This window comes from Stenotrophomonas sp. 116085_Sma, from assembly GCF_056479585.1.
This window is the reverse complement of record NZ_CM151057.1, coordinates 877,519-902,370: the sequence shown is the minus strand read 5'-3', so window position 1 is coordinate 902,370 and position 24,852 is coordinate 877,519. Positions and strand designations below refer to the sequence as shown.

Annotated in this window: 25 protein-coding genes and 1 pseudogene; 20 read left to right on the top strand and 6 right to left on the bottom strand. The window is 67.8% G+C overall.

The genetic code is table 11. From position 1 onward, the window contains the following. The first annotated feature begins 85 nt into the window (after positions 1-85). The 4 genes from ahpF (at position 86) to ACZK0Z_RS04020 (ending at position 4,261) form a co-directional block, all read left to right on the top strand. Entirely contained in the window at positions 86-1,678 is a 1,593-nt protein-coding gene (ahpF, locus tag ACZK0Z_RS04035; protein WP_049428746.1) for an alkyl hydroperoxide reductase subunit F, read from the top strand. An 85-nt stretch (positions 1,679-1,763) separates the two neighbouring features. Further along, on the top strand, positions 1,764-2,726 hold the full coding sequence (locus ACZK0Z_RS04030) for a LysR substrate-binding domain-containing protein (protein ID WP_049436468.1): 963 nt from the start codon (positions 1,764-1,766) through the stop codon (positions 2,724-2,726). 123 nt (positions 2,727-2,849) lie between these two features. Next, positions 2,850-3,254, top strand: a complete 405-nt coding sequence (gene rnk, locus ACZK0Z_RS04025; RefSeq protein WP_049428742.1) for a nucleoside diphosphate kinase regulator — start codon at positions 2,850-2,852, stop codon at positions 3,252-3,254. Positions 3,255-3,304: 50 nt separating this feature from the next. Then, positions 3,305-4,261 (top strand): transaldolase, encoded by a 957-nt coding sequence (locus tag ACZK0Z_RS04020; RefSeq protein WP_049428740.1) that lies wholly within the window; start codon positions 3,305-3,307, stop codon positions 4,259-4,261. Between the two features lie 584 nt (positions 4,262-4,845). Here ACZK0Z_RS04020 and msrA read toward each other — a convergent pair. Together msrA and ACZK0Z_RS04010 are read right to left on the bottom strand one after the other, a co-directional pair. Then, positions 4,846-5,511 (bottom strand): peptide-methionine (S)-S-oxide reductase MsrA, encoded by a 666-nt coding sequence (msrA, locus tag ACZK0Z_RS04015; RefSeq protein ID WP_197620283.1) that lies wholly within the window; start codon positions 5,509-5,511, stop codon positions 4,846-4,848. A 30-nt stretch (positions 5,512-5,541) separates the two neighbouring features. Next, complete coding sequence (locus ACZK0Z_RS04010; RefSeq protein ID WP_010481810.1) at positions 5,542-5,805, bottom strand: putative signal transducing protein; 264 nt, start codon at positions 5,803-5,805, stop codon at positions 5,542-5,544. Between the two features lie 212 nt (positions 5,806-6,017). On the opposite strand from ACZK0Z_RS04010, the gene ACZK0Z_RS04005 reads away from it, so the two are divergent. The 6 genes from ACZK0Z_RS04005 (at position 6,018) to ACZK0Z_RS03980 (ending at position 11,386) form a co-directional block, all read left to right on the top strand. Further along, positions 6,018-7,766 (top strand): glutamine--tRNA ligase/YqeY domain fusion protein, encoded by a 1,749-nt coding sequence (locus tag ACZK0Z_RS04005; protein ID WP_049428810.1) that lies wholly within the window; start codon positions 6,018-6,020, stop codon positions 7,764-7,766. A gap of 43 nt (positions 7,767-7,809) precedes the next feature. Then, positions 7,810-8,463 carry a membrane protein gene (locus tag ACZK0Z_RS04000; RefSeq protein ID WP_049428811.1) on the top strand — a complete coding sequence of 218 codons (654 nt, stop codon included), beginning with the start codon at positions 7,810-7,812 and terminating at the stop codon, positions 8,461-8,463. Between the two features lie 48 nt (positions 8,464-8,511). Continuing rightward, a complete protein-coding gene (locus tag ACZK0Z_RS03995) occupies positions 8,512-9,234 on the top strand; it encodes a DUF6348 family protein (protein WP_049428812.1) in 723 nt (240 codons plus the stop codon). A 95-nt stretch (positions 9,235-9,329) separates the two neighbouring features. Continuing rightward, complete coding sequence (locus tag ACZK0Z_RS03990) at positions 9,330-9,890, top strand: nucleoside deaminase (RefSeq protein ID WP_004154307.1); 561 nt, start codon at positions 9,330-9,332, stop codon at positions 9,888-9,890. Further along, positions 9,874-10,941: a 23S rRNA (cytidine(2498)-2'-O)-methyltransferase RlmM gene (rlmM, locus tag ACZK0Z_RS03985; protein WP_049428813.1), complete on the top strand. Its 1,068-nt coding sequence runs from the start codon at positions 9,874-9,876 to the stop codon at positions 10,939-10,941. Before ACZK0Z_RS03990 ends, rlmM begins: the two co-directional genes overlap by 17 nt. 49 nt (positions 10,942-10,990) lie before the next feature. Continuing rightward, positions 10,991-11,386, top strand: coding sequence for an EF-hand domain-containing protein (locus ACZK0Z_RS03980; protein ID WP_049428814.1), 396 nt, complete (start codon positions 10,991-10,993; stop codon positions 11,384-11,386). Between the two features lie 177 nt (positions 11,387-11,563). Here the strand turns inward: ACZK0Z_RS03980 and ACZK0Z_RS03975 are convergent, their stop codons facing one another. Together ACZK0Z_RS03975 and ubiH are read right to left on the bottom strand one after the other, a co-directional pair. Beyond that, positions 11,564-12,745 carry a UbiH/UbiF family hydroxylase gene (locus ACZK0Z_RS03975; protein WP_197633612.1) on the bottom strand — a complete coding sequence of 394 codons (1,182 nt, stop codon included), beginning with the start codon at positions 12,743-12,745 and terminating at the stop codon, positions 11,564-11,566. Further along, the gene (gene ubiH / locus ACZK0Z_RS03970; protein ID WP_197633611.1) at positions 12,742-13,950 is read right to left on the bottom strand and encodes a 2-octaprenyl-6-methoxyphenyl hydroxylase; all 1,209 of its coding nucleotides are present in this window, start codon (positions 13,948-13,950) and stop codon (positions 12,742-12,744) included. Before ubiH ends, ACZK0Z_RS03975 begins: the two co-directional genes overlap by 4 nt. A 106-nt stretch (positions 13,951-14,056) precedes the next feature. Between ubiH and ACZK0Z_RS03965 the strand changes: the two genes are divergently transcribed. The 10 genes and pseudogenes from ACZK0Z_RS03965 to ACZK0Z_RS03920 all read left to right on the top strand — a co-directional run bounded on the left by ACZK0Z_RS03965 (position 14,057) and on the right by ACZK0Z_RS03920 (position 23,940). Further along, complete coding sequence (locus ACZK0Z_RS03965; RefSeq protein WP_049428818.1) at positions 14,057-14,641, top strand: hypothetical protein; 585 nt, start codon at positions 14,057-14,059, stop codon at positions 14,639-14,641. 8 nt (positions 14,642-14,649) lie between these two features. After that, positions 14,650-15,204: a cob(I)yrinic acid a,c-diamide adenosyltransferase gene (locus ACZK0Z_RS03960; protein WP_049428822.1), complete on the top strand. Its 555-nt coding sequence runs from the start codon at positions 14,650-14,652 to the stop codon at positions 15,202-15,204. A gap of 9 nt (positions 15,205-15,213) precedes the next feature. After that, entirely contained in the window at positions 15,214-16,152 is a 939-nt protein-coding gene (locus tag ACZK0Z_RS03955) for a histone deacetylase family protein (RefSeq protein ID WP_459004464.1), read from the top strand. Between the two features lie 89 nt (positions 16,153-16,241). Next, positions 16,242-18,743, top strand: coding sequence for an LPS-assembly protein LptD (gene lptD, locus ACZK0Z_RS03950; protein ID WP_080354993.1), 2,502 nt, complete (start codon positions 16,242-16,244; stop codon positions 18,741-18,743). Continuing rightward, positions 18,740-20,068, top strand: a pseudogene (locus ACZK0Z_RS03945) (peptidylprolyl isomerase); the annotation flags it as partial. The gene lptD and the pseudogene ACZK0Z_RS03945, both read left to right, overlap by 4 nt. 18 nt (positions 20,069-20,086) lie before the next feature. Next, positions 20,087-21,067, top strand: coding sequence for a 4-hydroxythreonine-4-phosphate dehydrogenase PdxA (gene pdxA / locus ACZK0Z_RS03940; RefSeq protein ID WP_049428832.1), 981 nt, complete (start codon positions 20,087-20,089; stop codon positions 21,065-21,067). Next, complete coding sequence (gene rsmA / locus ACZK0Z_RS03935; protein ID WP_049428834.1) at positions 21,064-21,867, top strand: 16S rRNA (adenine(1518)-N(6)/adenine(1519)-N(6))-dimethyltransferase RsmA; 804 nt, start codon at positions 21,064-21,066, stop codon at positions 21,865-21,867. Before pdxA ends, rsmA begins: the two co-directional genes overlap by 4 nt. Before the next feature lie 13 nt (positions 21,868-21,880). Beyond that, positions 21,881-22,264, top strand: a complete 384-nt coding sequence (gene apaG / locus ACZK0Z_RS03930; RefSeq protein WP_005412297.1) for a Co2+/Mg2+ efflux protein ApaG — start codon at positions 21,881-21,883, stop codon at positions 22,262-22,264. A 15-nt stretch (positions 22,265-22,279) separates the two neighbouring features. Further along, the gene (locus tag ACZK0Z_RS03925) at positions 22,280-23,299 is read left to right on the top strand and encodes a symmetrical bis(5'-nucleosyl)-tetraphosphatase (RefSeq protein WP_197633608.1); all 1,020 of its coding nucleotides are present in this window, start codon (positions 22,280-22,282) and stop codon (positions 23,297-23,299) included. Continuing rightward, the gene (locus tag ACZK0Z_RS03920) at positions 23,296-23,940 is read left to right on the top strand and encodes a DUF1287 domain-containing protein (protein ID WP_197633607.1); all 645 of its coding nucleotides are present in this window, start codon (positions 23,296-23,298) and stop codon (positions 23,938-23,940) included. The genes ACZK0Z_RS03925 and ACZK0Z_RS03920 overlap by 4 nt, the downstream gene beginning before the upstream one ends. An 88-nt stretch (positions 23,941-24,028) precedes the next feature. On the opposite strand, the gene ACZK0Z_RS03915 is transcribed toward ACZK0Z_RS03920, so the two are convergent. Together ACZK0Z_RS03915 and ACZK0Z_RS03910 are read right to left on the bottom strand one after the other, a co-directional pair. After that, positions 24,029-24,520 carry a dihydrofolate reductase gene (locus ACZK0Z_RS03915; protein WP_197633606.1) on the bottom strand — a complete coding sequence of 164 codons (492 nt, stop codon included), beginning with the start codon at positions 24,518-24,520 and terminating at the stop codon, positions 24,029-24,031. After that, a complete protein-coding gene (locus ACZK0Z_RS03910; protein ID WP_065179687.1) occupies positions 24,517-24,804 on the bottom strand; it encodes a hypothetical protein in 288 nt (95 codons plus the stop codon). Before ACZK0Z_RS03910 ends, ACZK0Z_RS03915 begins: the two co-directional genes overlap by 4 nt. Positions 24,805-24,852 lie beyond the last annotated feature (48 nt).

Genomic DNA, 24,852 nt, shown 5'->3' with positions numbered 1-24,852 from the left:
TGGGTTCACCCCTACCCCCTGCTGGTCCGCTACCTTCTACAGCGGTGCCACGACCCCTGTTTGCCTGAAGCCAGGAGATGACCCGATGTTGGACGCCAACCTGCAGTCGCAGCTGAAGACCTATCTGGAGCGCGTGACCCGCCCGATCCAGATCACCGCGCACGCCGACGACGGCGCCAAGTCGCAGGAAATGCTGGAACTGCTGCAGACCCTGGAAAGCCTGTCGGACAAGATCTCGCTGCAGGTGCTGCGCGACGGCCAGGGCCGCGTGCCCTCGTTCGACCTGGGCACGCCGGGCCAGGATATCCACCTGACCTTCGCCGGCCTGCCGATGGGCCACGAGTTCACCTCGCTGGTGCTGGCGCTGCTGCAGGTCGGCGGTCATCCGTCCAAGGCCACCGCCGAACTGATCGAGCAGGTGCAGAACCTGGAAGGCGATTACAAGTTCGAAACCTACTTCTCGCTGTCCTGCCAGAACTGCCCGGACGTGGTGCAGGCGCTGAACCTGGCCGCCGTGCTCAACCCGCGCATCCAGCACGTGGCTATCGACGGTGCGCTGTTCCAGGACGAAGTGGAGAAGCGCGAGATCATGTCCGTGCCCACCGTGTACCTCAACGGTGAAGTGTTCGACCAGGGCCGCATGACCCTGGAACAGATCGTGGCCAAGCTGGACACCAACGCCGGCAAGCGCGATGCCGAGAAGATCGCCGCCAAGGACGCCTTCGACGTGCTGGTGGTGGGCGGCGGCCCGGCCGGTGCCGCAGCGGCGATCTATGCCGCGCGCAAGGGCATCCGCACCGGCATCGCCGCCGAGCGTTTCGGTGGCCAGGTGCTTGACACCATGGCGATCGAGAACTTCATTTCGGTGAAGGAGACCGAGGGCCCGAAGCTGGCCACGGCGCTGGAACAGCACGTGCGCGAGTACGAGGTGGACATCATGAACCTGCAGCGCGCCAGTGCGCTGGTGCCGGCCGGCGAAGACGGCCTGGTGCAGGTGCAGCTGGAGAACGGCGCGGTGCTGAAGTCGCGCTCGGTGATCCTGTCCACCGGCGCGCGCTGGCGGCAGATGAACGTGCCGGGCGAAGACCAGTACCGCAACAAGGGCGTCGCCTACTGCCCGCACTGCGATGGCCCGCTGTTCAAGGGCAAGCGCGTGGCGGTGATCGGCGGCGGCAACTCCGGCGTGGAAGCGGCCATCGACCTGGCTGGCATCGTGTCGCATGTGACCCTGCTGGAGTTCGATTCCAGCCTGCGCGCCGATGAAGTGCTGCAGAAGAAGCTGCGCAGCCTGGGCAATGTCACCGTGCTGACCAGCGCGCAGACCACCGAGGTGCTGGGCGACGGCAGCCGCGTCACCGGCCTGGTCTACAAGGATCGCGTCGGCGGCGACGCCCACCGCGTCGAGCTGGAAGGCATCTTCGTGCAGATCGGCCTGCTGCCCAACACCGAATGGCTGAAGGACGTGGTGGCGCTGTCGCCGCGTGGCGAGATCGTCATCGACGACCGCGGCCAGACCAACCTGCCGGGTGTGTTCGCCGCTGGCGATTGCACGACGGTGCCCTACAAGCAGATCATCATCGCGATGGGCGCCGGTTCGACCGCCGCACTGAGCGCGTTCGACCACCTGATACGCTCGTCGGTGAGCAACAGCAGTGGTGCCGTTGCTGAAGCGGCCTGATCCACCGTTCCCAGATCACCGGGAACATTGTCTGCCTGTCGGGTAACCACGCCGTCAGCCGGTCCGTTATCCCTGGGGTGTAAGGATGAACCTACGTGATCTGAAGTACCTGGTAGCCCTGGCCGACCACAAGCATTTCGGCCGGGCTGCCGCCTCCTGCTTCGTCAGCCAGCCGACGCTGTCCACGCAGATCCGCAAGCTGGAAGAAGAACTGGGCCTGCCACTGGTGGAACGCGCACCGCGCAAGGTGATGCTGACCCCGGCCGGGCAGGAAGCGGCGGCACGGGCACGGGTGATCGTGTCCGAAGTGGAACAACTCAAGGAAGCGGCGCGACGCAGCCGCGATCCGGAAGCCGGTACGGTGCGCCTGGGGATCTTCCCGACCCTGGGCCCCTACCTGTTGCCGCATGTGATCCCGCGCATCCGCGATCGCTTCCCGGAGCTGGAACTGCTGCTGGTCGAGGAAAAGAGCGATGTGCTGCTCGACCGCCTGCGCGAAGGCAAACTCGATGCTGCGCTGCTGGCGCTGCCGGTGATCGACGACCAGCTGCACGCCGAGTTCCTGTTCGAGGAACCGTTCCTGCTGGCCGTGTCCGGGCGCCACCCGCTGGCCCGCCGCGAGCACCTGGACGTGCAGGAACTGGCCACACAGAAGCTGCTGCTGCTGGAGGACGGGCACTGCCTGCGCGACCAGGCGCTGGAAGTCTGCCGCCTGTTCGGCGCCAACGAGAAGTCCGAGTTCCGCGCCACCAGCCTGGAGACGCTGCGGCAGATGGTTGCCGCCGACGTCGGTATCACCCTGCTGCCCAGCCTGTCGGTGCAGCCGCCAGTGCCGCGCTCGAACAACATCCGCCTGCTCGACTTCACCGGCGAGGGCCGTCCCAGCCGCCGCATCGCCATGATCTGGCGCCGCAGCTCGGCCATGAACGACTTCCTGATGGAGCTGGCCGACCAGTTCAAGCGCCTGCCGCAGGCGCTGTTCACCCTGGAAGCGGTCAACGCCGCCGGCGACACTGCCGCCCTGCCCGGCCCCGCGCTGAACGGCTGAGCCCCCGCAGTACCGGCCTGGAATCGGCAGGAGTCGATTCCGGCCGCATTTGTCCCCACAATACAGACAGGCGGCGCCAGCAGGTGCCGCCTTTTGCATGGCTTTCAACCAAGGAGCTTCACCATGAGTACCGCCAGCGGCCTGCCGCCGTCGATCACCGTTTCTACCTTCGACATGGACCGCCTGGACGCCATGCTCGAATCCCCTGCGCTGAGCCAGACGCCTGCCGCGCTCGCGCTTGCTGAAGAACTCAACCGGGCCACCGTGCTGGCACCGGACCAGATTCCCGAAGGCATCGTCATGATGCATTCGCGCGTGGAGTGCGAAGATGAAGTGTCGGGCGAGAAGCACGTCCTGACCCTGGTCTTCCCCCGCGAAGCCAACGTCGACGAAGGCAAGGTTTCCGTGCTGGCCCCGGTCGGCAGTGCCCTGCTCGGCCTGGCCATCGGCCAGAGCATCGACTGGAACGCGCCCGGTGGCCGCAAGCTGCGCCTGCGCGTGACCGCGGTCCACAACGACCGCCCCTGACACCCGCTGCGCACCGCGCGCGATTCGATCCCCCTGCACCAGGAGCCGTAATGAGTACCCCGTCCAAACTGTCCCAGCTGCGCGAACTGTCCGTGGTCGTTGCCGATACCGGTGACTACGACGCCATCAAGCGCCTGCAGCCGGTGGACTGCACCACCAACCCGACCCTGGTGAAGAAGGCGCTGGACCTGCCGGTCTATGCCGAGCTGATCGAACGCGAACTGGCCTGGGGCCGGCAGCAGACGGGCGACCGCGAAGCCGTGGTGCACGCCGTGGCCGACCGTCTGACCATCGGCGTCGGCGCGTTGCTGAGCACCCTGGTGCCGGGCCGCGTGTCCACCGAAGTGGATGCCGACCAGGCCCACGACACCGCCGCCACCGTGGCCAAGGCCCGCCAGTTCATCCAGATGTACGCCGATGCCGGCGTGCCGCGCGAGAAGATCCTGATCAAGATCGCCGCGACCTGGGAAGGCGTGGAGGCGGCGCGCATCCTGCAGGCCGAGGGCATCGACTGCAACCTGACCCTGATCTTCAACCCGACCCAGGCACTGGCCTGCAGCGAGGCCGGCGCGTTCCTGATCTCGCCGTTCGTCGGCCGTATCCTTGATTGGTACGTGGCCAACGGCCAGACCCCGGCCACCATCGACGAAGACCCGGGCGTGAAGTTCGTACGCGGTGTGTATGCCGAGTTCAAGCGCCGCGGTTCGCCGACCGTGGTGATGGGCGCTTCGTTCCGTTCGACCGCGCAGATCGAAGCGCTGGCCGGTTGCGACCGCCTGACCATTTCGCCGGACCTGCTGGAGAAGCTGGACGCCGACCACGGCGAGCTGCCGCGCAAGCTGGTGGCTGGTGCGGCTGATGGCGCCTCGGTGACCCCGATCGACGCAGCGAAGTTCGCGGCGGACCTGGCGGCCGATCCGATGGCCACCGAGAAGCTGGCGACTGGCATCGAGGCGTTTGCCAAGGATCTGGAAGCACTGCGCGAGCGGATCCGCGCGGCACTGTGAGGATTCCGGCCAACGGCTGAGCCCCTCGTGGCGGGGGGCTCGGTTCGGTAGAGTCGACTGTTAGTCGACTTGTTCCGCGCTTGGCCGGGCGGGTTGGATTCGCGGGGGACGCCGTGAATCCGTCCCTGGAGGCTTGGCCGCGGCATCCATGCCGCGGACACCCCCGCGAACCCAACCCGCCCGCCCTCTGACAGTTTCCGGGGGCCGCCCGCCACGGAAGAAAGAAAGAAGAGCAACAGCGGGTCGCGCGCTTCGCTTGCTCGGAGCCGAGCATGGCTCGGCTCTACAAGGGCAATGCAGAACCAAACAAAACGGACGCGGCGAACGCCGCGTCCTTTTTGTTTTCCATCAGTTCGTCAGTAACCCAATGCTCTTGCCCACCGTCACCGGGAAACTGTCGAAGGTGGGACGGGGGCGGCTGGCAGGACCGTTGGCGCCATGGATGGCACCATCGAGCCCCCATGGAAGGGTTTACGGCGAGTCCTGCCAGCCGCCCCCGTCCCGCCAAGCCATCAGCAACCCAGAGCCGCTTTGGATGTTGATGTTGATGTTGACGTTGCCCGCCGCAGGCGGACCTCCGCGCGTCAGCGCGGCACCTCCACATCCAACCCGATCGGGCAGCTCACGCCGGTGCCGCCAATGCCGCAGTAACCGTTCGGGTTCTTCGCCAGATACTGCTGGTGGTAATCCTCGGCGTAGTAGTACGCCGGCGCCGGATACACGATCTCGGTGGTGATCGGGCCGTAACCGGCCGCATCCAGTTGGGCCTGGTAAGCCTCGCGGCTGGCCAGCGCGGCCTTGTACTGGGCCTCGTCGGTGGCGTGGATCGCCGAGCGGTACTGGGTGCCGGTGTCGTTGCCCTGGCGCATGCCCTGGGTCGGGTCGTGGCTCTCCCAGAACAGCTGAAGCAGCCGCTCCAGGCTCACCACCGCCGGGTCGAACACCACCTGCACCACTTCGGTGTGGCCGGTCAGGCCCGAGCAGACCTCTTCATAGGTCGGGTTCGGGGTGATGCCGCCGGCATAGCCGACCGAGGTGCTGTACACGCCCGGCTCGGTCCAGAACTTGCGCTCGGCGCCCCAGAAGCAGCCCAGCGCAAAACGGATCTGCTGCAGGCCGGCGAAGCGGTCCTTCAGCGGATGGCTGTTCACGAAGTGCTGGTTGCTGTGCAGCGGCAGCGGTTGGTCACGCCCCGGCAGTGCTTCTTCCGGGCGCGGCAGGCGCTGCTTGAAGGCGCCGATGCCGAGGATGCCCTGGCCAATTCCCAACATGATGCGCTCCTACGCCGGAAGGCCGGCTATGTCGTCTGCATCTGAAATGGGGGCGTCCGGCGCGTGGCCCAAGTCCAGCGCCGCCACGATGTCTTCGGCCTGCGGCCGCGCCGCGTCGGGGATACCTACCCGCAGCACGCCGAACAGCGGCAGCTCGCCCATGCCGCCCAGCAACGACTCGCCGAACACGAAGGCCGGGATGCCGGCATCTTCCAGCGCGTGCTTGACCAGGTGGGCGTCGAACAGGTTGTCGGCCTTGTACACGATGTGCATGTGGCGGCTCCTCGGGGCAAGGGTCCAGCATACGCCCGGGCGCTGAATGCCGCCGTTGACGGCGAATGACCGTTCTGCCGTCCAGCGGCCGGCGCTACCGGAAGACGGGTTGGTAGTGCCGGCCGCTGGCCGCCAGCCCCAGACGCCACCGGGCAGCCTTGGCCTGTACGCGCTAGACTGTTGGTCTTTCTGCCCTTTTTCGCCCCAGACTCATGTCCGAGCACACCCCCGCCAGCCCCGAGACCCCCGCCGACAGCCACGAAAAGCGCGATTTCATCCGCCAGATCGTGCGCGAGGACCTGGCCAGCGGAAAGCACCAGGCGATCAAGACCCGCTTCCCGCCCGAGCCGAACGGCTACCTGCACATCGGCCATGCCAAGTCGATCTGCCTGAACTTCGGCATCGCCGGTGAGTTCAGCGGCGTCTGCAACCTGCGTTTCGACGACACCAACCCGGCCAAGGAAGACCCGGAGTACGTGGCCGCGATCCAGGACGACGTGCGCTGGCTGGGCTTCAGCTGGAACGAGCTGCGCCACGCCTCGGACTACTTCCAGACCTATTACCTGGCCGCCGAGAAGCTGATCGAACAGGGCAAGGCCTACGTCTGCGACCTGTCGGCCGAGGAAGTGCGCGCCTACCGCGGCACCCTGACCGAGCCGGGCCGCCCGTCGCCGTGGCGCGACCGCAGCGTCGAGGAAAACCTCGACCTGTTCCGCCGCATGCGCGCCGGTGAATTCCCGGATGGCGCGCGCACCCTGCGCGCCAAGATCGACATGGCCAGCGGCAACATCAACCTGCGCGATCCGGCGCTGTACCGCATCAAGCACGTCGAGCACCAGAACACCGGCAACGCGTGGCCGATCTACCCGATGTACGATTTCGCCCATGCGCTGGGCGATTCCCTCGAGGGAATCACCCACTCGCTGTGCACGCTGGAATTCGAAGACCACCGCCCACTGTACGACTGGTGCGTGGACAACGTCGATTTCGCCCATGACGACGCGCTGACCCAGCCGCTGGTCGACGCCGGCCTGCCGCGCGAAGCGGCCAAGCCGCGCCAGATCGAGTTCTCGCGCCTGAACATCAACTACACGGTGATGAGCAAGCGCAAGCTGATGGCGCTGGTCACCGAACAGCTGGTGGACGGCTGGGAAGACCCGCGCATGCCGACCCTGCAGGGCCTGCGTCGCCGTGGCTACACCCCGGCGGCGATGCGCCTGTTCGCCGAGCGCGTGGGCATCAGCAAGCAGAATTCGCTGATCGACTTCAGCGTGCTGGAAGGCGCGCTGCGCGAAGACCTGGACAGCGCCGCACCGCGCCGCATGGCAGTGGTCGATCCGGTCAAGCTGGTGCTGGGCAACCTGCCGGAAGGCCACGAAGAGCAGCTGACCTTCAGCAACCACCCGAAGGACGAGAGCTTCGGCAGCCGCGAAGTGCCGTTCGCGCGCGAGGTGTGGATCGACCGCGAGGACTTCGCCGAAGTGCCGCCGAAGGGCTGGAAGCGCCTGGTCCCGGGCGGCGAAGTGCGCCTGCGCGGTGCCGGCATCATCCGCTGCGATGAAGTGATCAAGGATGCCGACGGCACCATCACCGAGCTGCGCGGCTGGCTGGATCCGGAATCGCGTCCGGGCATGGAAGGTGCCAACCGCAAGGTCAAGGGCACCATCCACTGGGTCAGCGCCGTGCACGGCGTGCCGGCCGAGATCCGCCTGTACGACCGCCTGTTCTCGGTGCCCAACCCGGACGACGAATCGGAAGGCAAGACCTACCGCGACTACCTCAACCCGGAATCGCGCCGCACCGTCACCGGCTATGTCGAGCCGGCCGCGGCCAGTGCCGCGCCGGAGCAGTCGTTCCAGTTCGAGCGCACCGGCTACTTCGTTGCCGATCGCCGCGACCACACCGAGGCCAAGCCGGTGTTCAACCGCAGCGTGACCCTGCGCGACACCTGGTCGGCCTGAGGACCTGCGCGGGCGCCGGCACGGCGCCCGCACGACCGCGACGATGATCACCGCCCTGTCCGCCCTGCTCTGGTTCATCTCGCAGCATCCGCTGCTGACGTTCTTTGCAGCAATGGTGCTGGCCGGGCTGGTCTCGTGGTGGCGGCGTTCGCCGGTCTACGCCATCGTGGTGTTTCCGCTGGCGATGCTCAACATCTTCCTCGGCAGCTTCCTCAACGCCACCTTCCTCAATGCGGTGGGCGAGCGCGGTGAAGCGGTGATCGTGAAGGCCGAGGAAACCAATTCCACGCTCAACGAACAGTACATCTGGCGTTACGAAGCGGTGTTGCGCACCGCAGAGGGCCGCGACGTGGAGGTGGTGTTCCATACCAACACCGCCTCGCTGTGGCCGCTGGAGAACGCGATCCGCATCCCGGCGCAGGACCAGCCGTTCGTGGTGAAGTACACCCCGGGCTTTCCGCGCAACTTCGTCATCCTCACCAACGAATCACCGCACGGCATCGCCCAGGCCCGTGCCAGCGCGCGCGAGCGGGTGGAGGTCGCGGCACGCAAGCTGCACTTCAGCCCAGGCAATGCCGACTTCCGCGCGGACTATCGCCGCGAGCTGGATACCTGGCTGCGTGATCATGGCAACGATCCGCAGCAGCAGTCCGACGCACGGCGATATCGCGCAGAACGCGAAGCACTCGATCACTAGCACCAGGCCCGGCCTGGATGCTCCACCCGATCCATCCACAGGCCTGACATGACCACGACGTCCACCGCCCTCCTCCCGCTGCTGCAGCAGGTCCTGCAGGACGCCGGCATCGCCAGCCGCGTCGACGGCAACGCGCTGCTGCTGGACAGCGGCCTGCGCCTGACCCCGCATGCGATGGCGGCACACGCGCGCGACAACGGTGGCTGGCAGACCTCCACGGTCATCGAGGCGCAGCATCCCAGCCTGTTCGCCGATGGCCTGTTCGAGTACCAGCACGCCAACGGTGCCGATGAGCAGGCGTCGCTGCTGTCCGGCTTCCAGACCTGGGTGCGGGTGGACCTGGCTACCCTGCAGACCGCAGTGGGTGCCGACGACGCGCAGGGCCTGCCGATGATGGGCCTGACCTATCCGGCCGGTGACGATGGCGAGGAACACGAGCGTACCGTGGTGCTGGGGCCGTTGGCGCACTACCGTGCACAGGAAGTGGATGCCTCCACCTGCAGCGAGGACGATCATGGCTCCTGCCCCTGCTGCCTGTTCACCCGCAGCATGGAGGCCTTCGACGACCTGCTGAAGGCGCGCCAGTTCCTTGCCATCCGCCTGTTCGCCTCGCGCGATGCCGATGGCCTGTGCGAGGCCGATTGCCGGGTCAATGGCCACGACTTCGCTGCTGCCCTGCCATTGCTGCGCGCCTATGCCGCCAGTTGGCCGCAGGCCGGGCTGGAATTCCGCAAGCAGTACGTGGTGATCCGCACCGGCTCACCCGGCTGACCTGCCCACGCCCGGTACAGGCCGGTGCGGCTACACTGCGCGCCGGTTTCCCAAGCAACCGCACTTTCTTCCATCCCACACGAGGCACCCCCGCGATGCTGTACGCGCAAGTCCACCTGACCCTTCCCGCCTGGATCCACGACCAGATCGACCTGGATCGTCGATATCCGGGCGATGAGGCCAAGGTCGCGCTGGCGATCGAGCTGTCGCGGCTGAACGTCGAACACGCCAGTGGCGGCCCGTTCGGCGCCGTGGTGTTCGGCCCGGATGACAAGGTCATCGCCGCCGGCGTGAACCGGGTGATGCCGCACGCGACCTCACTGGCGCACGCCGAGAACATGGCCTACATGCTGGCCCAGCAGCGCCTGCAGACCCCGCGCCTGAACGCAGTGCTGTCGCCGGTCACCCTGGCCACCAGCTCGCAGCCGTGCTGCCAGTGCTACGGCGCCACCGTGTGGGCCGGCATCGACCGCCTGCTGATCGGCGCCAACTCGGCCGACGTCGAAGAACTGACCCCGTTCGATGAAGGCCCGCTGCCGGCGGACTGGGTCGGCGAGCTCAACAAGCGCGGCATCGAAGTGGTGCAGGGCCTGAACCGCGACGCCGCGCGCAGCGTGCTGCGCGCCTATGGGGAAAGCGATGGCGCCCGTTACTGAAACCGGCATCGGCCTGCTGTGCCTGTGCCGGCAGGGCTTCGAGCCCGAGCTGGCCGGCGAGCTGCAGTTCCGCGCCGGTGAAGCCGGTTTCGCCGGCTATGCACGCACCCAGCGCAATGATGGCTACGTGCTGTTCATGTGCGACGAAGCCGCCGCGCTGGCGCCCCGCCTGCGCTGGCGCGAGCTGATCTTCGCGCGGCAGAAGCTGGTGGTACTGGCAGAGCTGCCGCAGCTGGATCCGAGTGACCGCATCACGCCGATGCTGGAGGTGCTGGCCGATGCGCCGCGCTTCGGCGACCTGTGGGTGGAACATCCCGATTCTGACGCCGGCAAGCCGTTGTCGGGCCTGGCGCGTGCCTTCGGCAATGCGCTGCGCCCAGCGCTGCGCAAGGCTGGCAAACTCAGCGACAAGCCGAACAACCGCTTGCCGCGCCTGCATGTGGTGTTCGTCGACGGCACCCATGCCTTCGTCTGCGTGGCCGACCCGGCCGACAGCGCACCGTGGGCCTTGGGCATTCCGCGCCTGAAGCTGCTGCCCGAGGCCCCCTCGCGTTCGGCACTGAAGCTGGACGAAGCGCTGCTGACCCTGCTGACGCCGGAAGAACGCGAGGCATTGGCCAAGCCAGGGATGCGCGCGGCCGACCTCGGCGCCGCACCCGGCGGCTGGACCTGGGTGCTGACCCGCCAGCACATGCACGTACTGAGCATCGACAACGGCCCGCTGCGCCAGCACGTGCTGGACACAGGGCTGGTCGAGCACCTGCGCGCCGACGGTTTCCACTGGCACCCGGAACAGCCGCTGGACTGGATGGTCTGCGACATGGTCGAGCAGCCGCGCCGCGTCGCCGAGCGCATGGCCACCTGGTTCCGAGAAGGCTGGTGCCGGCACGCGATCTTCAACCTGAAGCTGCCGATGAAGAAGCGCTGGGACGAGACCCGGCTGTGCCTGGACCTGTTCCAGGACCAGGCCGGCAAGCCGCTGGTGGTGCGCGCCAAGCAGCTGTATCACGATCGGGAAGAAATCACGGTGCTGGCCTCGCCGCTGCGCTGAACCCATTGCATCCGCCGGGCATGGCCCGGCGCTACCGGGGAACGGAACCATGCGCTACCACTCGCTCACCCTGCTGATCACTTTGCTGGCAGCCGCACCGGCCATGGCCCAGCAGCTGCCGCACACCCCGGCGCAGAGCCAGCCGCTGGGCCCCACCGGCGGCGCGATCCGCCAGCAATCGCTTGATGCGGGCCGGGTCAGCGGCAGCGTCGAGATTGCACAGCCGGCCGGCGAGGCGCAGGTGACGGTGCGTTCGCTGGAGCCCAGCAGCGTGGTTGGCCAGTACCGCATCCACTTCGCTGCGCTGGACGTGAACGGCGATGGTTTCATCAGCCGTGAGGAAGCGCAGGCGAATCCGGCGCTGGCCGATGAGTTCAATTCGCTGGACCGCAAGCACCGCGGCAAGCTGGACCGTGCCGACCTGGCCGGTTGGCTGGTCGACTGAAAAAGGGGACGGAGGGGATTAAGTCGTTTGTGCCACAAACGACTTAATCCCCTCCGTCCCCTTTTTTGTTCACCGATGCCGGAAGCGTGCCAACCAAGGTTGGCACCTACCAGAGCGGCGTCCCGTGGTTGGTAACACGCCAGCGACGCCCGTCGCGTCGTGCGGCCTGTATTCCGGTCAAACCCCGGCGGCGCGCTTCCAGAACGCCTGCACCAGCGGCGGCCATTTGCCGACGCAACCCAGCGCGCGGCCACGGGCCAGGGTCAGGTGCATCTCATCGTTGGAGAACAGGCGATTGATCGCATCGAAGCCGTAGGCGGCGATGTGGCTGTCGCTGCGCCGTTCGCGGGCCCAGCGCTGCAGGCGCTGCGGCGACAGGCGCGGCTGGCCGCGGCGTTCTGCCGACGGCGCCAGCCACTGCTGCAGAGCGGCTACATCGCGCAGGCCCAGATTCACGCCCTGCCCGGCCAGCGGGTGCACCACATGCGCGGCGTCTCCCAATGCCAGCACACGGCCGGCCACGTAGTGGCGGGCCAGCTGGCGGCGCAACGGGAACGCCGCGCGCGGCGAGGCCAGGCGCAGTTCGCCCAGCCGCGCAGCGAAGGCGCGGGTCAATTCCCGGTTGAACGCCTCCTCGTCCAAGGCGAGCACGCGCGCAGCCTCGTCCTCCGGCAGGGTCCAGACGATCGAGCTGCGGCGTTCGGCCACCGGCAGCAACGCCAACGGCCCGGTCGGCAGGAAGCGCTGCCAGGCCGTGGCCTGGTTCGGCAGTTCACTGTCGACATAGGCCACCACGCCACGCTGGTGGTAGTCATGCTTTTCCACCTCGATCCCGGCCAGCTGGCGCAGGGTCGATTCGGCACCGTCGGCGGCCACCGCCAACGACGCTTCGAGGCGACGACCGTCGTCCAGGCGCAGGCGCACGCCGTCCTCGTCCTGCTCCAGCGCTTCCACCCGTGCCGGGCAATGCAGCTGCACGCCCGCCGCGGGCAGCGCCGCCCACAGTCGGTCCTGCAGCAGGCCGTTCTCGATGATGTAGCCCAGCTCGCGCCGGCCGAAGCGATCGGCGTCGAACAGCAGATCCTCGCCACCGGCCGCGTCCCACACCTGCATGCGCCGGTAGGGCCACGCGCGGGCCTGCGCGATCGCCGGCCACACGCCCAGGCGGTTCAACAGCTGCACGTTGTCGGCGGCAAAGGCGAACACCCGCAGGTCCGGCTGCGCAGCCTGCCACGGCGCCGGTTCGCGGCCTTCCACCAGCGCGACCGACAGCCCGGCGTCGGCCAGCGCCAGCGCGCACGCGGCACCGACCACGCCACCGCCGATGATGGCCACATCCAGGCGCGCGCGGCGGCTCATGCAGCTTCTCCGCGGCACAACCGCGGCACTTCGCCACGGAAGCCCATCGCGCCACCGACCAGCATCGACTGTACCGAAGCACGTTGTGCGGCCACCAGGCCGAGGCTACGCAGCGGCCGCATCAGCGGTGCCGGGTTGCTGGTCAGCCGCGCCAGGCCTCCGGAGAACGCCACGGTCTGCCGGCGGTCCTCCTCGCGGCGCGCGACATAGGCCTGCAGCAGCGCATCGCTGCCGGCATCATCGATGGAATCTTCCAGCAGCTCGGCCAGGGTCAGCGCATCGCGCAGGCCCAGGTTGAAGCCCTGTGCACCCAGCGGGTGAATGGTCTGCGCGGCATTGCCGAGCAGCACCGTGCGTTCACCGGCCAGCGCGCGCGGCAGCACCTGGATGAGCGGATAAGCACTGCGTGGGCCGGATTCGAGCAGACGGCCGGCACGCCAGCCGATCGCATCCTGCAGGCGCTGCAGCCAGGCCGCATCGTCCAGCGCCATCACGGCATCGGCCTGGTCGCGTGCCACGCCATGCACGGTGCCGAAGTGGCGGTCACCCCGCGGCAGCAGCGCGGTCGGACCGGTATCGGTGAAGCGCTCCCAGGCCGTGCCGTCCGGCGCGCGCTGGCTGCGCACGCGGGCCACGAACAGGGTCTGCTGGAAATCATGGCGGTCGACCTCGATGCCCAGTGCACCACGCACGCCACTGGTCGTGCCATCGGCACCGACCACCAACCGTGCCAGCAGCACGCGCTCGCCGGCCGCGTCGGCCACCCGCACCTGGCGGTAGCCGTCAACCACCTCGCCCAGCCCCAGGAACCGCATCGGTCGGTAACGGTGCAGCCGAGGCAGCTCCTGCAGGCGCGCTTCCAGCGCCTGGCCGAAGTCGCGGGCGACCACCACCTGGCCGAACCACGGCCGGTCGTAATCGGCCGCTTCCAGCTGTACACGGCCGAAATCGCCGGCGCGGCTGACGTGGATGCGGCGAATAGGGCCGGGCGACATCGCCAGTTTCTGCATCACCCCCAGCGCGGTCAGTGCGTTGACGGTGGCTGCGGCGAAGCTGAGGTTGCGCTGGTCGAACACCGCCGGCAACTCGCCGGCCGGGCTTGCCTCGAGCAGGCCCACGTCGCGGCCAAGGCGGTCCAGGGCAATGGCCAGGCTGGCGCCGACCAGGCCACCACCGACAATCAGCACGTCATGTCGTTCACTCATGCGTTCATGATACGCGCTCGCCCCGTCTGTACGCCGAACGGCCGCTCCTGCGCCAACCCGCGCGGCGGGCTAGAATGAAACCTGAATCCGCTCCGGGCCCGCCACCATGTCCGACACTGCCAACCGCGCCTTCGTCCTGTCCGTGCTCGTTCTGGTGCTGGCAGCGACCCGGGTCAACCACTTCGCGGCCATCCCCGATGCCTCGTGGGCGGTGTTCTTCATCGGTGGCTTCTACCTGGCGCGCTGGACGCGCTGGGCGTTCCCGCTGCTGATGGTGTTCGCGGTGCTGGTGGACTGGATCGTGATCCGCAGCAGCGGCCTGGACTTCTGGCAGCACTACTGCGTGTCGCCGGGCTACTGGCTGCTGCTGCCTGCGTATTTCTCGCTGTGGGCCGGCGGCATGCTGCTGGGCCGCAACTACCAGACCGCACGCTGGCCGGTGCTGGCCAAGGGCGCACTGCTGCTGGTCGCTTCGGTGGCGGTCTGCCACCTGCTGGCGCAGGGCGGTTTCTACTGGAGCAGCCGCAACGTGGCCGAGCCGACCCTGGCCGGCTGGGCGCAGAACTACGCGCAGTGGTTCGGCCCCTACCTGCGCACCACCGCCATCTACGTGGCGCTGGCTGCCGCGCTGCAGCTGGCCGTGGAGCAGGTGCTGAAGCTCCAGCAGGCCCGCCGCGACATCCGGCACTGAGCCACGCCATGGGTCATCGCCTCTCGCGCATCTACACCCGCACCGGCGACGACGGCAGTACCGGCCTCGGTGACGGCCAGCGTGTCGCCAAGGATGACGCCCGGGTGGCGTCCTACGGAACCGTCGACGAGGCCAACGCCGCGCTCGGCCTGCTTCTGGCGGCTCCGTTGCCGGAAGACGTGCGCGCGCTGGTCGTGCACCTGCAGCACCAGCTCTTCGACCTGGGTGCCGAGCTGTGCATCCCCGGCCACGCCGCGATCCACGCCGCCGATGTGTCGGCACTGGAGCAGCAGTTGGACCATTACAACGCCGGCCTGCCGATGCTGAAGGAGTTCATCCTGCCGGCCGGGGGCGAGGCCGCTGCACGCTGCCACCTGGCACGCACCATTGTCCGCCGCGCCGAGCGCGAGACGGTCACCCTGGCCCGCCACGAAGCCGTGCGCAGCGAGGCGCTGCAGTACCTCAACCGGCTGTCGGACCTGCTGTTCGTGCTGGCCCGGGTGCTGGCCCGTGCCGACGGCCAGGGCGAGGCGCTGTGGCAACCGCAGCAGCGCCAGCGCTGAGTCGGCACGATGCTGGTCTACACCCATCCGTCCTGCCTGCTGCACGACCCCGGCCCCGGCCACCCGGAGAGCCCGCAACGCCTGCAGTACGTACTCGATGCGCTGCATGCGGCCTTCCCCGGCCAGCTGGACTGGCGCGAGGCGCCGCCGGCCAAGTTCGGTGAGCTGACCCGGGTCCACGACAGCGCCCTGCTGGACTTCGTGCTGCAGCCGCAGACCGCGCCGCTGCGCCAGCTGGACATGGACACCTGGACCTCGCCCGGCTCGGCCAGTGCCGCCGTGCACGCCGCGGGTGCCGGCGTGGCCGCGGTCGATGCGGTGATGCTGGGCGACGACCCTCTGGCCTTCTGCGCAGTGCGTCCGCCCGGCCACCATGCCACCAGCAGCACGGCGATGGGCTTCTGCCTGCTCAACAACATCGCCATCGCCGCCGCCTACGCCCGCGACCGTCATGGCCTGGAGCGGATCGCGGTGGTCGATTTCGACGTGCACCACGGCAATGGCACCCAGGACATCTTCCAGCACGATGCCCGGGTCTCGTACTACAGCACCCACCAGGCCGGCCTGTTCCCCAATTCCGGCCTGCGCCGCGACCGTGGCGCCGGCAACCTGATGAACATCCTGCTGCCCCCCGGCAGCGGGGGCTTCCGCTTCCGCAACGTCTGGGCCGACGAGATGCTGCCGGCCATCGACGACTTCCGCCCGCAGCTGCTGCTGATCTCGGCTGGCTTCGACGCCCACCTGCGCGATCCGCAGGCCGACCTGATGCTGGAAACCGACGATTTCGCTTGGATCACCGGTGAACTGCACGCGCTGGCACGGCGCCATGCGGCCGGCCGGGTGGTCTCGATGCTGGAGGGCGGCTATGACCTGCAGGCACTGGCCGAGTGCAGCGTGGCCCATGTCCAGGCCCTGATCTCGGCGGCCAGCGGTGGCACGTCCGGATGAACCCGAACCGGCGGCCACCGGCGCCCTTCATTGCCCCTATGCAAGGGATGGGGCAAGCTACCGTCCGTTTTCGCCCGAATCCGAACCGCGTGCGCCGAGCCCTCCGCCTGCTTCCCCTGCCTCTGAGCATCGCCATCAGCCTGCCGGTGATGGCCGATGAAAAGCCGCTCAACTGGGGCCTGTGCCCGGCCACCGACGTCATCCCCGCGTTCACCGACGCCCCGACCCCGGTCCCCGGCCAGGACAAGGCCAGCGCCGCCGCCGCGCGCGAGCAGCAGCCGACCGACATCGAGGGTGACCAGCTGCTGGGCACCACCACCGTGCCGCAGTACGAGGGCAACGTGGCGCTGCGCCGGGGTGACCAGTTCGTCGGTACCGACAAGCTCAGCTTCGACACCGAAACCGGCAATTACATCGCCGACGGCAATGTCCGCTACCAGGACGGGTCGATCCGGATGGTCGCCAAGCGTGCCGAGGGCAACCAGGAAAGCGACACCCACAAGATCACCGACATCCAGTACCAGCTGGTGTCGCGCCGGGGCAACGGCGATGCCGAGTCGGTCGACCTGCAGGGTGCGGTCGGCCAGATGCACCGCTCCACCTACACCACCTGCGACCCCTCGCAGCCGGTGTGGAAGCTGTCGGCGCCGCAGATCGAAGTGGACAACGACGAGGGCTTCGGCACCGCGCGCAACGCCGTGCTGCGCATCGGCAAGGTGCCGGTGCTGTGGGCGCCGTACTTCAAGTTCCCGATCGATGACCGCCGCAAGACCGGCCTGCTGTTCCCGCAGCTGGGCATGTCCGGGCGCAACGGCTTCGACTACGCCCAGCCGATCTACTTCAATCTGGCGCCGAACTACGACGACACGCTGACCCCGCGCTACATGAGCCGGCGCGGCCTGCTGCTCGACAACGAGTTCCGCTACCTCTACAACGGCGGCCGCGGCGAGGTGCTGACCTCGTTCATGCCCAACGACCGCCTGCGTGACCGTGACCGCGGCCGGGTGATGTTCACCGGCTACCACAACGTGGACAGCCACTGGCAGGCCCGCGCCAACCTGGCCTGGGTCAGCGACGAGCGCTATGTCGAGGATTTCGCCAACCGCCTGGTGGGGGTGACCGCCTCCAACCTGCAGAGCACGGTGGGCCTGTATGGCACCGGCACGAACTGGACGGCCGGCATCATGGCCGACCGCTGGCAGCTGACCGACTACACCCTCGACGAGCGCGCCCTGCCCTACAACCGCCAGCCGCGCCTGTACTTCAACTGGGACAAGCCGGTCCGTTCATGGCTGGAAACCGGCATCTACGCCGAAGCCGTGCGCTTCACCCACGACGACATCAACTTCAAGAACGCCGTCGGCACCGGCGAGGATCTGCAGTACACGCGGACGGGCCAACAGCTCACCTCCGGCGTGGGTGTCAGCGGTGGTTCGCGACTGGACGTGAAGCCGTATGTGTCGTTCCCGATCAGCGGCGCAGCCTGGTATGTGACCCCGACCCTGGCCTACCGCTACACCGCCTACCAGCTTGATCGCGGCCTGGTCGACGGCGTCAACGGCATCCAGGCCCAGATCCTGCGCTCGCAGGGCATCGATCCGGCCACGGCCACGCCCGAGCAGCTGCGCGGCAATACCTCGCCCAGCCGCAGCCTGCCGATCGGCAGCATCGACGCTGGCCTGTTCTTCGACCGCGAAACCAGCATCCGCGGCAAGTCCTTCCTGCAGACCCTGGAACCGCGCCTGTTCTACCTGCGCACGCCGTACCGCAACCAGGATGAGCTGCCGATCTTCGATACCCGTGACTTCACCTTCAGCTGGGGCCAGCTGTTCCGCGACTCGCGCTATACCGGCGCCGACCGCCAGAACGACGCCAACCAGCTGACCCTGGCGCTGAGTACCCGCTTCATCGACCAGACCACCGGCAAGGAACGTTTCTCGGCCTCGATCGGCCAGATCCAGTACTTCGATGAATCGCGGGTCAGCACCACCCCGGGAGGGGCGCCGGTGGAAAAGGGCAAGTCGGCCTGGATCGCCGACGGCAACTACATGATCAACGACCGCTGGACCCTGGGCGCCACCTACCAGTGGGACCCGAAGTACAAGCGCGAGGATCTGGCCAGCGTCCGTGCCCGCTACCTGATGCCCAACGACGGCGTGGTCAACCTGAGCTACCGCTACCGCATCAACGCCGGCGCGCTGCCCGGAGCCAACAAGCATGACCGCACCCTGCTGGAGCAGGCCGACCTGTCGTTCCTGTATCCGCTGAATGCGCGTTGGAGCCTGGTCGGCCGCTATTACTACTCGCTGCAGGACAAGGAGCCGCTGGAAATCATCGGCGGTGTCCAGTGGGACAGCTGCTGCCTGGCCGTGCGTGTGGTCGGCCGCCGCTATGTCCGCAATCGCGAAGGCGAGATGAACAACTCCATCCAGGTGGAGTTCGTACTGAAGGGCCTGAGCTCCATCGGCCAGGACACGGACCGCACTCTGCGCCGTGCTATCCTCGGCTACAACCGCGACGACCTCTATCTCGTGCCGCCCAGCAACACCGGAGCGACCCGCGATGACTACGATCCGAATCTGATCCCATGACCAAGCGCTTCCCCGTTCTACTCGCCTCGCTGCTGGCGGTGTCCAGCGTGTCCGCCCCCCTGCAGGTGCTTGCCCAGGAGGCGCAGCCGCTCGACCGCATCGCCGCCGTCGTCGATGAGGACGTGATCCTGCAGAGCGAGCTCCAGCGTGCGATCGCCAACATCAAGGCGCAGTACGCCGGACGGGAAAATCAGCTTCCGCCGGAAGACGTGCTCAGCCGCCAGGTGCTCGAGCGCCTGGTGCTGGTCAAGCTGCAGGTGGCCCGCGCCCAGGGCAGCGGCATCCGTGTCAGCGACCAGGAACTGAACCAGGCGATGAATTCCATCGCCCAGCAGAATGGCTCGAACCTGGACGCCCTGCGTCAACGCCTGGCCCATGACGGCATCGACTTCAACGATTTCCGCGCCTCGGTGCGTGACGAGATCACCGTGCAGCGCCTGCGCCAGAGCTTCGCGCAGAGCCGCATCAGCGTCAGCGAGGGTGAAGTCGACGCCGCGCTGAAGCAGCAGGCCACGGTGGGCAACCAGTACCACCTGGCGCACATCCTGATCGCCCTGCCGGACGGCGCCAACGCCGACCAGATCGCCACCGGCCAGAAGAAGGCCGATGGCGTGAAGGCCCTGCTGGACAAGGGCGAGCTGGACTTCAACGCAGCGGCCGTGCGCTATTCGGACAGCCCCAACGCGCTGGAAGGCGGCGACCTGGGCTGGCGCAGCCTGGATGAAATCCCGCAGGCGTTCGCGCAGATGATGGAAAAGATGAAGCCTGGCGAAGTGGTCGGCCCGATCCGCGGCCCCAGCGGCTTCCAGCTGCTGAAGCTGGTGGAAGTGCGTGACGCCAGTGCCACTGCCGGCGCCAGCACCGTCACCGAGTACCACGGCCGCCACATCCTGGTGCGCGTGGACGACCACCAGACCGACGCGGCCGCCAAAGCCAAGATCGATACCCTGCGTGCCCGCATCGCTGGCGGCGCGGACTTCGAGACCGTGGCCAAGGAGTCCTCCGAGGACAACAACAGCAAGGGCCAGGGCGGCGATCTGGGCTGGTTCCCGGCCGATGCGTTCGGTCCGGCATTTGGCCAGCAGGTGACCGCTATCCAGGACGGCGGCGTCAGCCAGCCGTTCCGCACCGATGCCGGTTGGCACATCCTGCAGCGCGTGGCCACTCGCCAGACCGACGTGACCAACGACAACCAGCGTGCCCAGGTCCGCGAGACCATTGGCCGCCGCAAGCTGGAAGACGAGTACAACCGCTTCCTGCAGGAACTGCGTGGCGAAGCCTACGTCAGCTTCCGCACCGGTGACCGCGCGGAAAACACCGCCACGCCGCCGCAGTCCTGATCGATGCGACCCGAGCTCGCTCTGGTACCGGGCGAGCCCGCCGGGATCGGCCCGGAGCTGTGCGTCCGCCTTGTCCAGCAGCCGCGTGAAGATTGCCGGCTGCTGGCCTTCGCCGACCCGGACACCCTGCGCGCGGCTGCGGCCGCGCTGAACCTGCCGCTGCAACTGCTGCCCGAGGATGCCGAAGCGCGCGTCCCCGGCGACCTGCGCCTGCGCGTGGTGGCCAATGCCGCCCCGAGCCACTTCGGCCAGGCCGATCCGGCCAATGCCGGCGCGGTCATCGGCGCCCTGCTTGGCGCTGGCCAGGCCTGCCTGTCCGGCGAACTGCACGGCGTGGTGACCGGCCCGGTGCACAAGGCGGTCATCAACGAGGGCGGCATCGCCTACAGCGGCACCACCGAACTGCTGGCCGACCAGGCCGGCGTGAAGGTGGTGATGATGCTGGCCAACCCCATCGTGCGCGTAGCCCTGGCCACCACTCACCTGCCGTTGCGCGAGGTGGCCGACGCGATCACCGCGCCCCGCCTGGAACACACCCTGCGCACCCTGCATGCCGCACTTCGGCGCGAATTCGGCCTGCCTGCACCCCGCATCGCCGTGCTCGGCCTGAACCCCCACGCCGGCGAAGACGGCCACCTGGGCCGCGAAGAGCTGGACCTGATCATTCCCCTGATGCAGCGCCTGCGCGCAGAGGGCATGGACCTGATCGGGCCGCTGCCGGCCGATACCGCGTTCCTGCCGGCCAAGCTGGCCGGCTTCGACAGTGTGCTGGCGATGTACCACGACCAGGGCCTGCCGGTGCTGAAGTACTCGGGCTTCGAGCAGGCGGTGAACCTGACCCTGGGCCTGCCCTACCCACGCGTAGCGGTGGACCATGGCACCGCGCTGGATCTGGCCGGCCGCGGCATCGCCGATCCTTCCAGCCTGCAGGCGGCAACGACGTTGTGTGCGCAGCTTGCGCGGCAACGTACACTGAGCGTATGAATTCCCCGCATTCCCCCTCCGGCCCGGTGTTCACCGCCCCGGCCAAGAAGCAGCTTGGCCAGCATTTCCTGGCCGATCGCCACTACATCGACAAGATCGTGATGGCGGTCAACCCGAAAGACGGCGACCGCCTGGTCGAAATCGGTCCCGGCCAGGGCGCGATCACGCTGCCGCTGCTGCGCGTGCATCCGAAGCTGACGGTGATCGAGTTCGACCGCGACCTGATCGCGCCGCTGACCGCCGCCGCCGAGCCACTGGGCGAGCTGACCATCGTCCACCGCGACGTGCTGCGCGTGGATTTCACCGAGCTGGCTGCCGGCCAGCCGATCCGCCTGGTCGGCAACCTGCCCTACAACATCTCCTCGCCGATCCTGTTCCATGCACTGGAACATGCCGCGGTGATCCGCGACATGCATTTCATGCTGCAGAAGGAAGTGGTCGACCGCATGGCCGCCGGCCCGGGCAGCAAGGTGTACGGCCGGCTCAGCGTGATGCTGCAGGCGTACTGCCAGGTGACCTCGCTGTTCGTGGTGCCGCCGGGTGCGTTCCGGCCGCCGCCGAAGGTCGATTCGGCCGTGGTGCGGCTGGTACCGCGCGACCCGGCCTCGATCAACATCAACGACCACAAGCGTTTCGCCGAGGTGGTCAAGGCCGCCTTCGGGCAGCGCCGCAAGACCCTGCGCAATGCGCTCAACAACGTCGTGACGGCCGAGCAGTTCGTGGCCGCCGGCGTGCGCCCCGATGCCCGCGCCGAACAGCTGGATGTGGCTGAATTCATCGCTTTGGCCAATGCCTCCTGATTACACTGCCGGTATGGAAGACGCTGACGTTTATGCCATCTCCGTCGAAGTCGCACCGCGCTTCCTCGACGATCAATCCGCGCCGGAAGACGGGCGCTATGCGTTCGCCTACACGATCCGCATCCACAACCAGGGGCGCGTTGCCGCGCGCCTGGTTGCACGCCACTGGCGCATCACCGACGCCAACGGCCGCGTCGAGCATGTCGATGGCGACGGGGTGATCGGGGAGCAGCCGCGCCTGCGTCCCGGTGAAGACTTCCATTACACGTCCGGTGTCATGCTGGGGACCGATCACGGGACCATGCAGGGCCACTACGACATGGTCGCCGACGACGGCACCGAATTTGCCGCGCCGGTCGCACCTTTCGTGCTGGCCATCCCGCGTACCCTGCACTGACACGGAGGCCGAACGATGAGTGTGTGGGCGATCGGCGACCTGCAGGGCTGCTATGACGTCACCCAGCGGCTGCTGGAGAAGATCCGCTTCGATCCGGCGCAGGACACCCTGTGGTTCTGCGGCGACCTGGTCAACCGCGGTGGCCAGTCCCTGGAAACACTGCGGCTGGTTCATTCGCTGCGCGAGCACAGCGTGGTGGTGCTGGGCAACCACGACCTTTCGCTGCTTGCCGTCGGTGCACGCACCGAAGAGGAACAGCGCAAGGTCAACCCGGACCTGCTGCGCATCGTGCAGGCCGAGGACCGCGACGAACTGCTGGACTGGCTGCGCCTGCAGAAGCTGGTGCACGTGGACCGCGAGCTGGGCTGGATGATGGTGCACGCCGGCCTGGCGCCGAAGTGGACCACGCAGATGGCCGAGAAGCATGCCGCCGAAGTCGAGGCACAGCTGCACGGCGCCGGCTACCGCAAGTTGTTCCGCAACATGTACGGCGACAAGCCGAGCTGGGCACCGAACCTGTCCGGCTACGACCGTTCACGCGCGATCATCAACGTGCTCACCCGCATGCGCTACTGCACCCCGCGTGGGCGCATCGGCATCGAGGACAAGGGCACGCCGGGCACGCAGGAACAGGGGCTGTATCCCTGGTTCGAAGTGCCGGGTCGCGTCGAGCGTGACCTCAAGGTCGTCTGCGGCCACTGGTCGGCGCTGGGCCTGACCATCACCCAGGGCGTGCACGCCATCGACACCGGCGCGGTGTGGGGCGGCAAGCTGACTGCCATCCAGCTTGATACCGATGAGCTGCGCGTGGTGCAGGTGCCGGGCCGCGATGTACCGGCACCGGTGCCCAACGCCCGTCCCCCAGCGCGACCGGCGCACGAGCGCCCGGCTGCATCGGCGCAGGGCAAGGAGCAGGGCGGCGGCAACGCTCCGGCCGGCACCCCGGGCAACCGCGGCCCGCGCCGTCGTCGGCGCCGTGGTGGTGGTGGTGGCTCTGCGGGCCCCGGCAACAACAGTCCTCCGCCGCAGGCATGACGCGGCGCGGCTGGGCACCATGGATGGTGCTGCTGACGCTGGCCCTGGCCAGCGGCTGCCAGCCCACTTCGCCCCCGGCCCCCACCGGCGGCGGAAACGCCGGCCACGCGCCGGCACAACCGCAGGCGCCTTCGCCGCCACTGGTGGCCGCCGCACGCGCGCAGATCGGCGTCACCACCCGCTACGACCCTGCCTATCAGGTGCTGGCCTATCCCGGTGGAGACGTCCCGGTTGATCGCGGCGTGTGCACCGACGTGGTGGTGCGCGCGCTGCGCAGCCTGGACGTGGACCTGCAGGCCCGCGTGCATGAGGACATGCGCGGCAACTTCAGTGCCTATCCGGCGATCTGGGGCCTGTCACGACCGGATCGCAACATCGATCATCGCCGCGTACCGAACCTGATGCGCTGGTTCGAACGGCAGGGCTGGCAGCAGCCGATCACGGCCCTCGCCGCCGACTACGCAGCCGGCGACATCGTCGCCTGGAAGCTCAACGGCAACGGCCTGCTGCACGTGGGCATCGTCTCCGACCGCAGGCTGGCCAACGGCACGCCGCTGGTGCTGCACAACATCGCGCGCGGCACGCGCGAAGAGAATCTGCTGTTCCAGCACGCCATCATCGGGCATTACCGGATGCCGTAGGCAATCCTGTAGAGCCGAGCCATGCTCGGCTACGGGATGTGTCCGGCAACAGCAGCCGAGCATGGCTCGGCTCTACAGGAAACCATCTTCAGCGGCGCACGTAGTGCACGAAGCGGAACGCATAAGCGTGGCGCTCATCGGCCGGGTGCGGCTCGCTGCTCACTTCCCGCCAGTCCTGCGCATCCACCTCGGGGAAATGGGTATCGGCGGGGACTTCGGCATCCACCCAGGTCAGGCACAGGTCACTGGCCTGGTCCAGCAGCTGGTGGAAGATCTCGCCGCCGCCGATGATGCACAACTCGCTGGCGCCCTCGCGTTCGGCAATCGCCTTCGCCTCGTCCAGCGACGCCACCGCCCGCATGCCCTCGAACGGCACCTGGCCGCTGCGGGTCAGCACCAGGTTGGTCCGCCCCGGCAGTACGCGGCCGATCGACTCGGCCGTCTTGCGCCCCATCAGGATCGGCTTGCCCAGGGTGAGCGCCTTGAAGTGCTTGAAATCATCCGGCAGGTGCCAGGGCATTGCATTGCCCTGGCCAATGCCACGGTTGCGGTCCAACGCCACGATCATCGACAGCTTCATTTGTCCGGATACAACTCGTTGAAGATTTTCATCGCCGCGCTACGTCCACCGAGTACTGTCGCAACCGCTGAACAATAGAGCAGGAACAGTATTGCCGCAGTAGTCGGCTTGAGGTCAGTAATCATGACCCAAAGGTCCACATCCTTTCCCGCGACCGCCGCATTGGCGACTGCCAGGAGAGGAGTAATCAACACACCAACAGTCAATGCAACGGCCAGGGAGCCGGACATCGACATCAAGCCTTCCGCCAGCTTTTCCCGTGCCTTTCGTGAATGTTTGCTCATTGCTCCTCCACTTAGTGAATCCGAGAAACAATCTGCATCAGTCAGGTC

What these genes read in the sequence shown, in the direction of transcription:
- ahpF (WP_049428746.1), top strand. Translation starts at nt 86, where the DNA reads ATGTTGGACGCCAACCTGCAGTCGCAGCTGAAGACCTATCTGGAGCGC.
- ACZK0Z_RS04030 (WP_049436468.1), top strand. Translation starts at nt 1,764, where the DNA reads ATGAACCTACGTGATCTGAAGTACCTGGTAGCCCTGGCCGACCACAAG.
- rnk (WP_049428742.1), top strand. Translation starts at nt 2,850, where the DNA reads ATGAGTACCGCCAGCGGCCTGCCGCCGTCGATCACCGTTTCTACCTTC.
- ACZK0Z_RS04020 (WP_049428740.1), top strand. Translation starts at nt 3,305, where the DNA reads ATGAGTACCCCGTCCAAACTGTCCCAGCTGCGCGAACTGTCCGTGGTC.
- ACZK0Z_RS04010 (WP_010481810.1), bottom strand. Translation starts at nt 5,805, where the DNA reads ATGCACATCGTGTACAAGGCCGACAACCTGTTCGACGCCCACCTGGTC.
- ACZK0Z_RS04005 (WP_049428810.1), top strand. Translation starts at nt 6,018, where the DNA reads ATGTCCGAGCACACCCCCGCCAGCCCCGAGACCCCCGCCGACAGCCAC.
- ACZK0Z_RS04000 (WP_049428811.1), top strand. Translation starts at nt 7,810, where the DNA reads ATGATCACCGCCCTGTCCGCCCTGCTCTGGTTCATCTCGCAGCATCCG.
- ACZK0Z_RS03995 (WP_049428812.1), top strand. Translation starts at nt 8,512, where the DNA reads ATGACCACGACGTCCACCGCCCTCCTCCCGCTGCTGCAGCAGGTCCTG.
- ACZK0Z_RS03990 (WP_004154307.1), top strand. Translation starts at nt 9,330, where the DNA reads ATGCTGTACGCGCAAGTCCACCTGACCCTTCCCGCCTGGATCCACGAC.
- rlmM (WP_049428813.1), top strand. Translation starts at nt 9,874, where the DNA reads ATGGCGCCCGTTACTGAAACCGGCATCGGCCTGCTGTGCCTGTGCCGG.
- ACZK0Z_RS03980 (WP_049428814.1), top strand. Translation starts at nt 10,991, where the DNA reads ATGCGCTACCACTCGCTCACCCTGCTGATCACTTTGCTGGCAGCCGCA.
- ACZK0Z_RS03975 (WP_197633612.1), bottom strand. Translation starts at nt 12,745, where the DNA reads ATGAGCCGCCGCGCGCGCCTGGATGTGGCCATCATCGGCGGTGGCGTG.
- ubiH (WP_197633611.1), bottom strand. Translation starts at nt 13,950, where the DNA reads ATGAGTGAACGACATGACGTGCTGATTGTCGGTGGTGGCCTGGTCGGC.
- ACZK0Z_RS03965 (WP_049428818.1), top strand. Translation starts at nt 14,057, where the DNA reads ATGTCCGACACTGCCAACCGCGCCTTCGTCCTGTCCGTGCTCGTTCTG.
- ACZK0Z_RS03960 (WP_049428822.1), top strand. Translation starts at nt 14,650, where the DNA reads ATGGGTCATCGCCTCTCGCGCATCTACACCCGCACCGGCGACGACGGC.
- ACZK0Z_RS03955 (WP_459004464.1), top strand. Translation starts at nt 15,214, where the DNA reads ATGCTGGTCTACACCCATCCGTCCTGCCTGCTGCACGACCCCGGCCCC.
- pdxA (WP_049428832.1), top strand. Translation starts at nt 20,087, where the DNA reads ATGCGACCCGAGCTCGCTCTGGTACCGGGCGAGCCCGCCGGGATCGGC.
- rsmA (WP_049428834.1), top strand. Translation starts at nt 21,064, where the DNA reads ATGAATTCCCCGCATTCCCCCTCCGGCCCGGTGTTCACCGCCCCGGCC.
- apaG (WP_005412297.1), top strand. Translation starts at nt 21,881, where the DNA reads ATGGAAGACGCTGACGTTTATGCCATCTCCGTCGAAGTCGCACCGCGC.
- ACZK0Z_RS03925 (WP_197633608.1), top strand. Translation starts at nt 22,280, where the DNA reads ATGAGTGTGTGGGCGATCGGCGACCTGCAGGGCTGCTATGACGTCACC.
- ACZK0Z_RS03920 (WP_197633607.1), top strand. Translation starts at nt 23,296, where the DNA reads ATGACGCGGCGCGGCTGGGCACCATGGATGGTGCTGCTGACGCTGGCC.
- ACZK0Z_RS03915 (WP_197633606.1), bottom strand. Translation starts at nt 24,520, where the DNA reads ATGAAGCTGTCGATGATCGTGGCGTTGGACCGCAACCGTGGCATTGGC.
- ACZK0Z_RS03910 (WP_065179687.1), bottom strand. Translation starts at nt 24,804, where the DNA reads ATGAGCAAACATTCACGAAAGGCACGGGAAAAGCTGGCGGAAGGCTTG.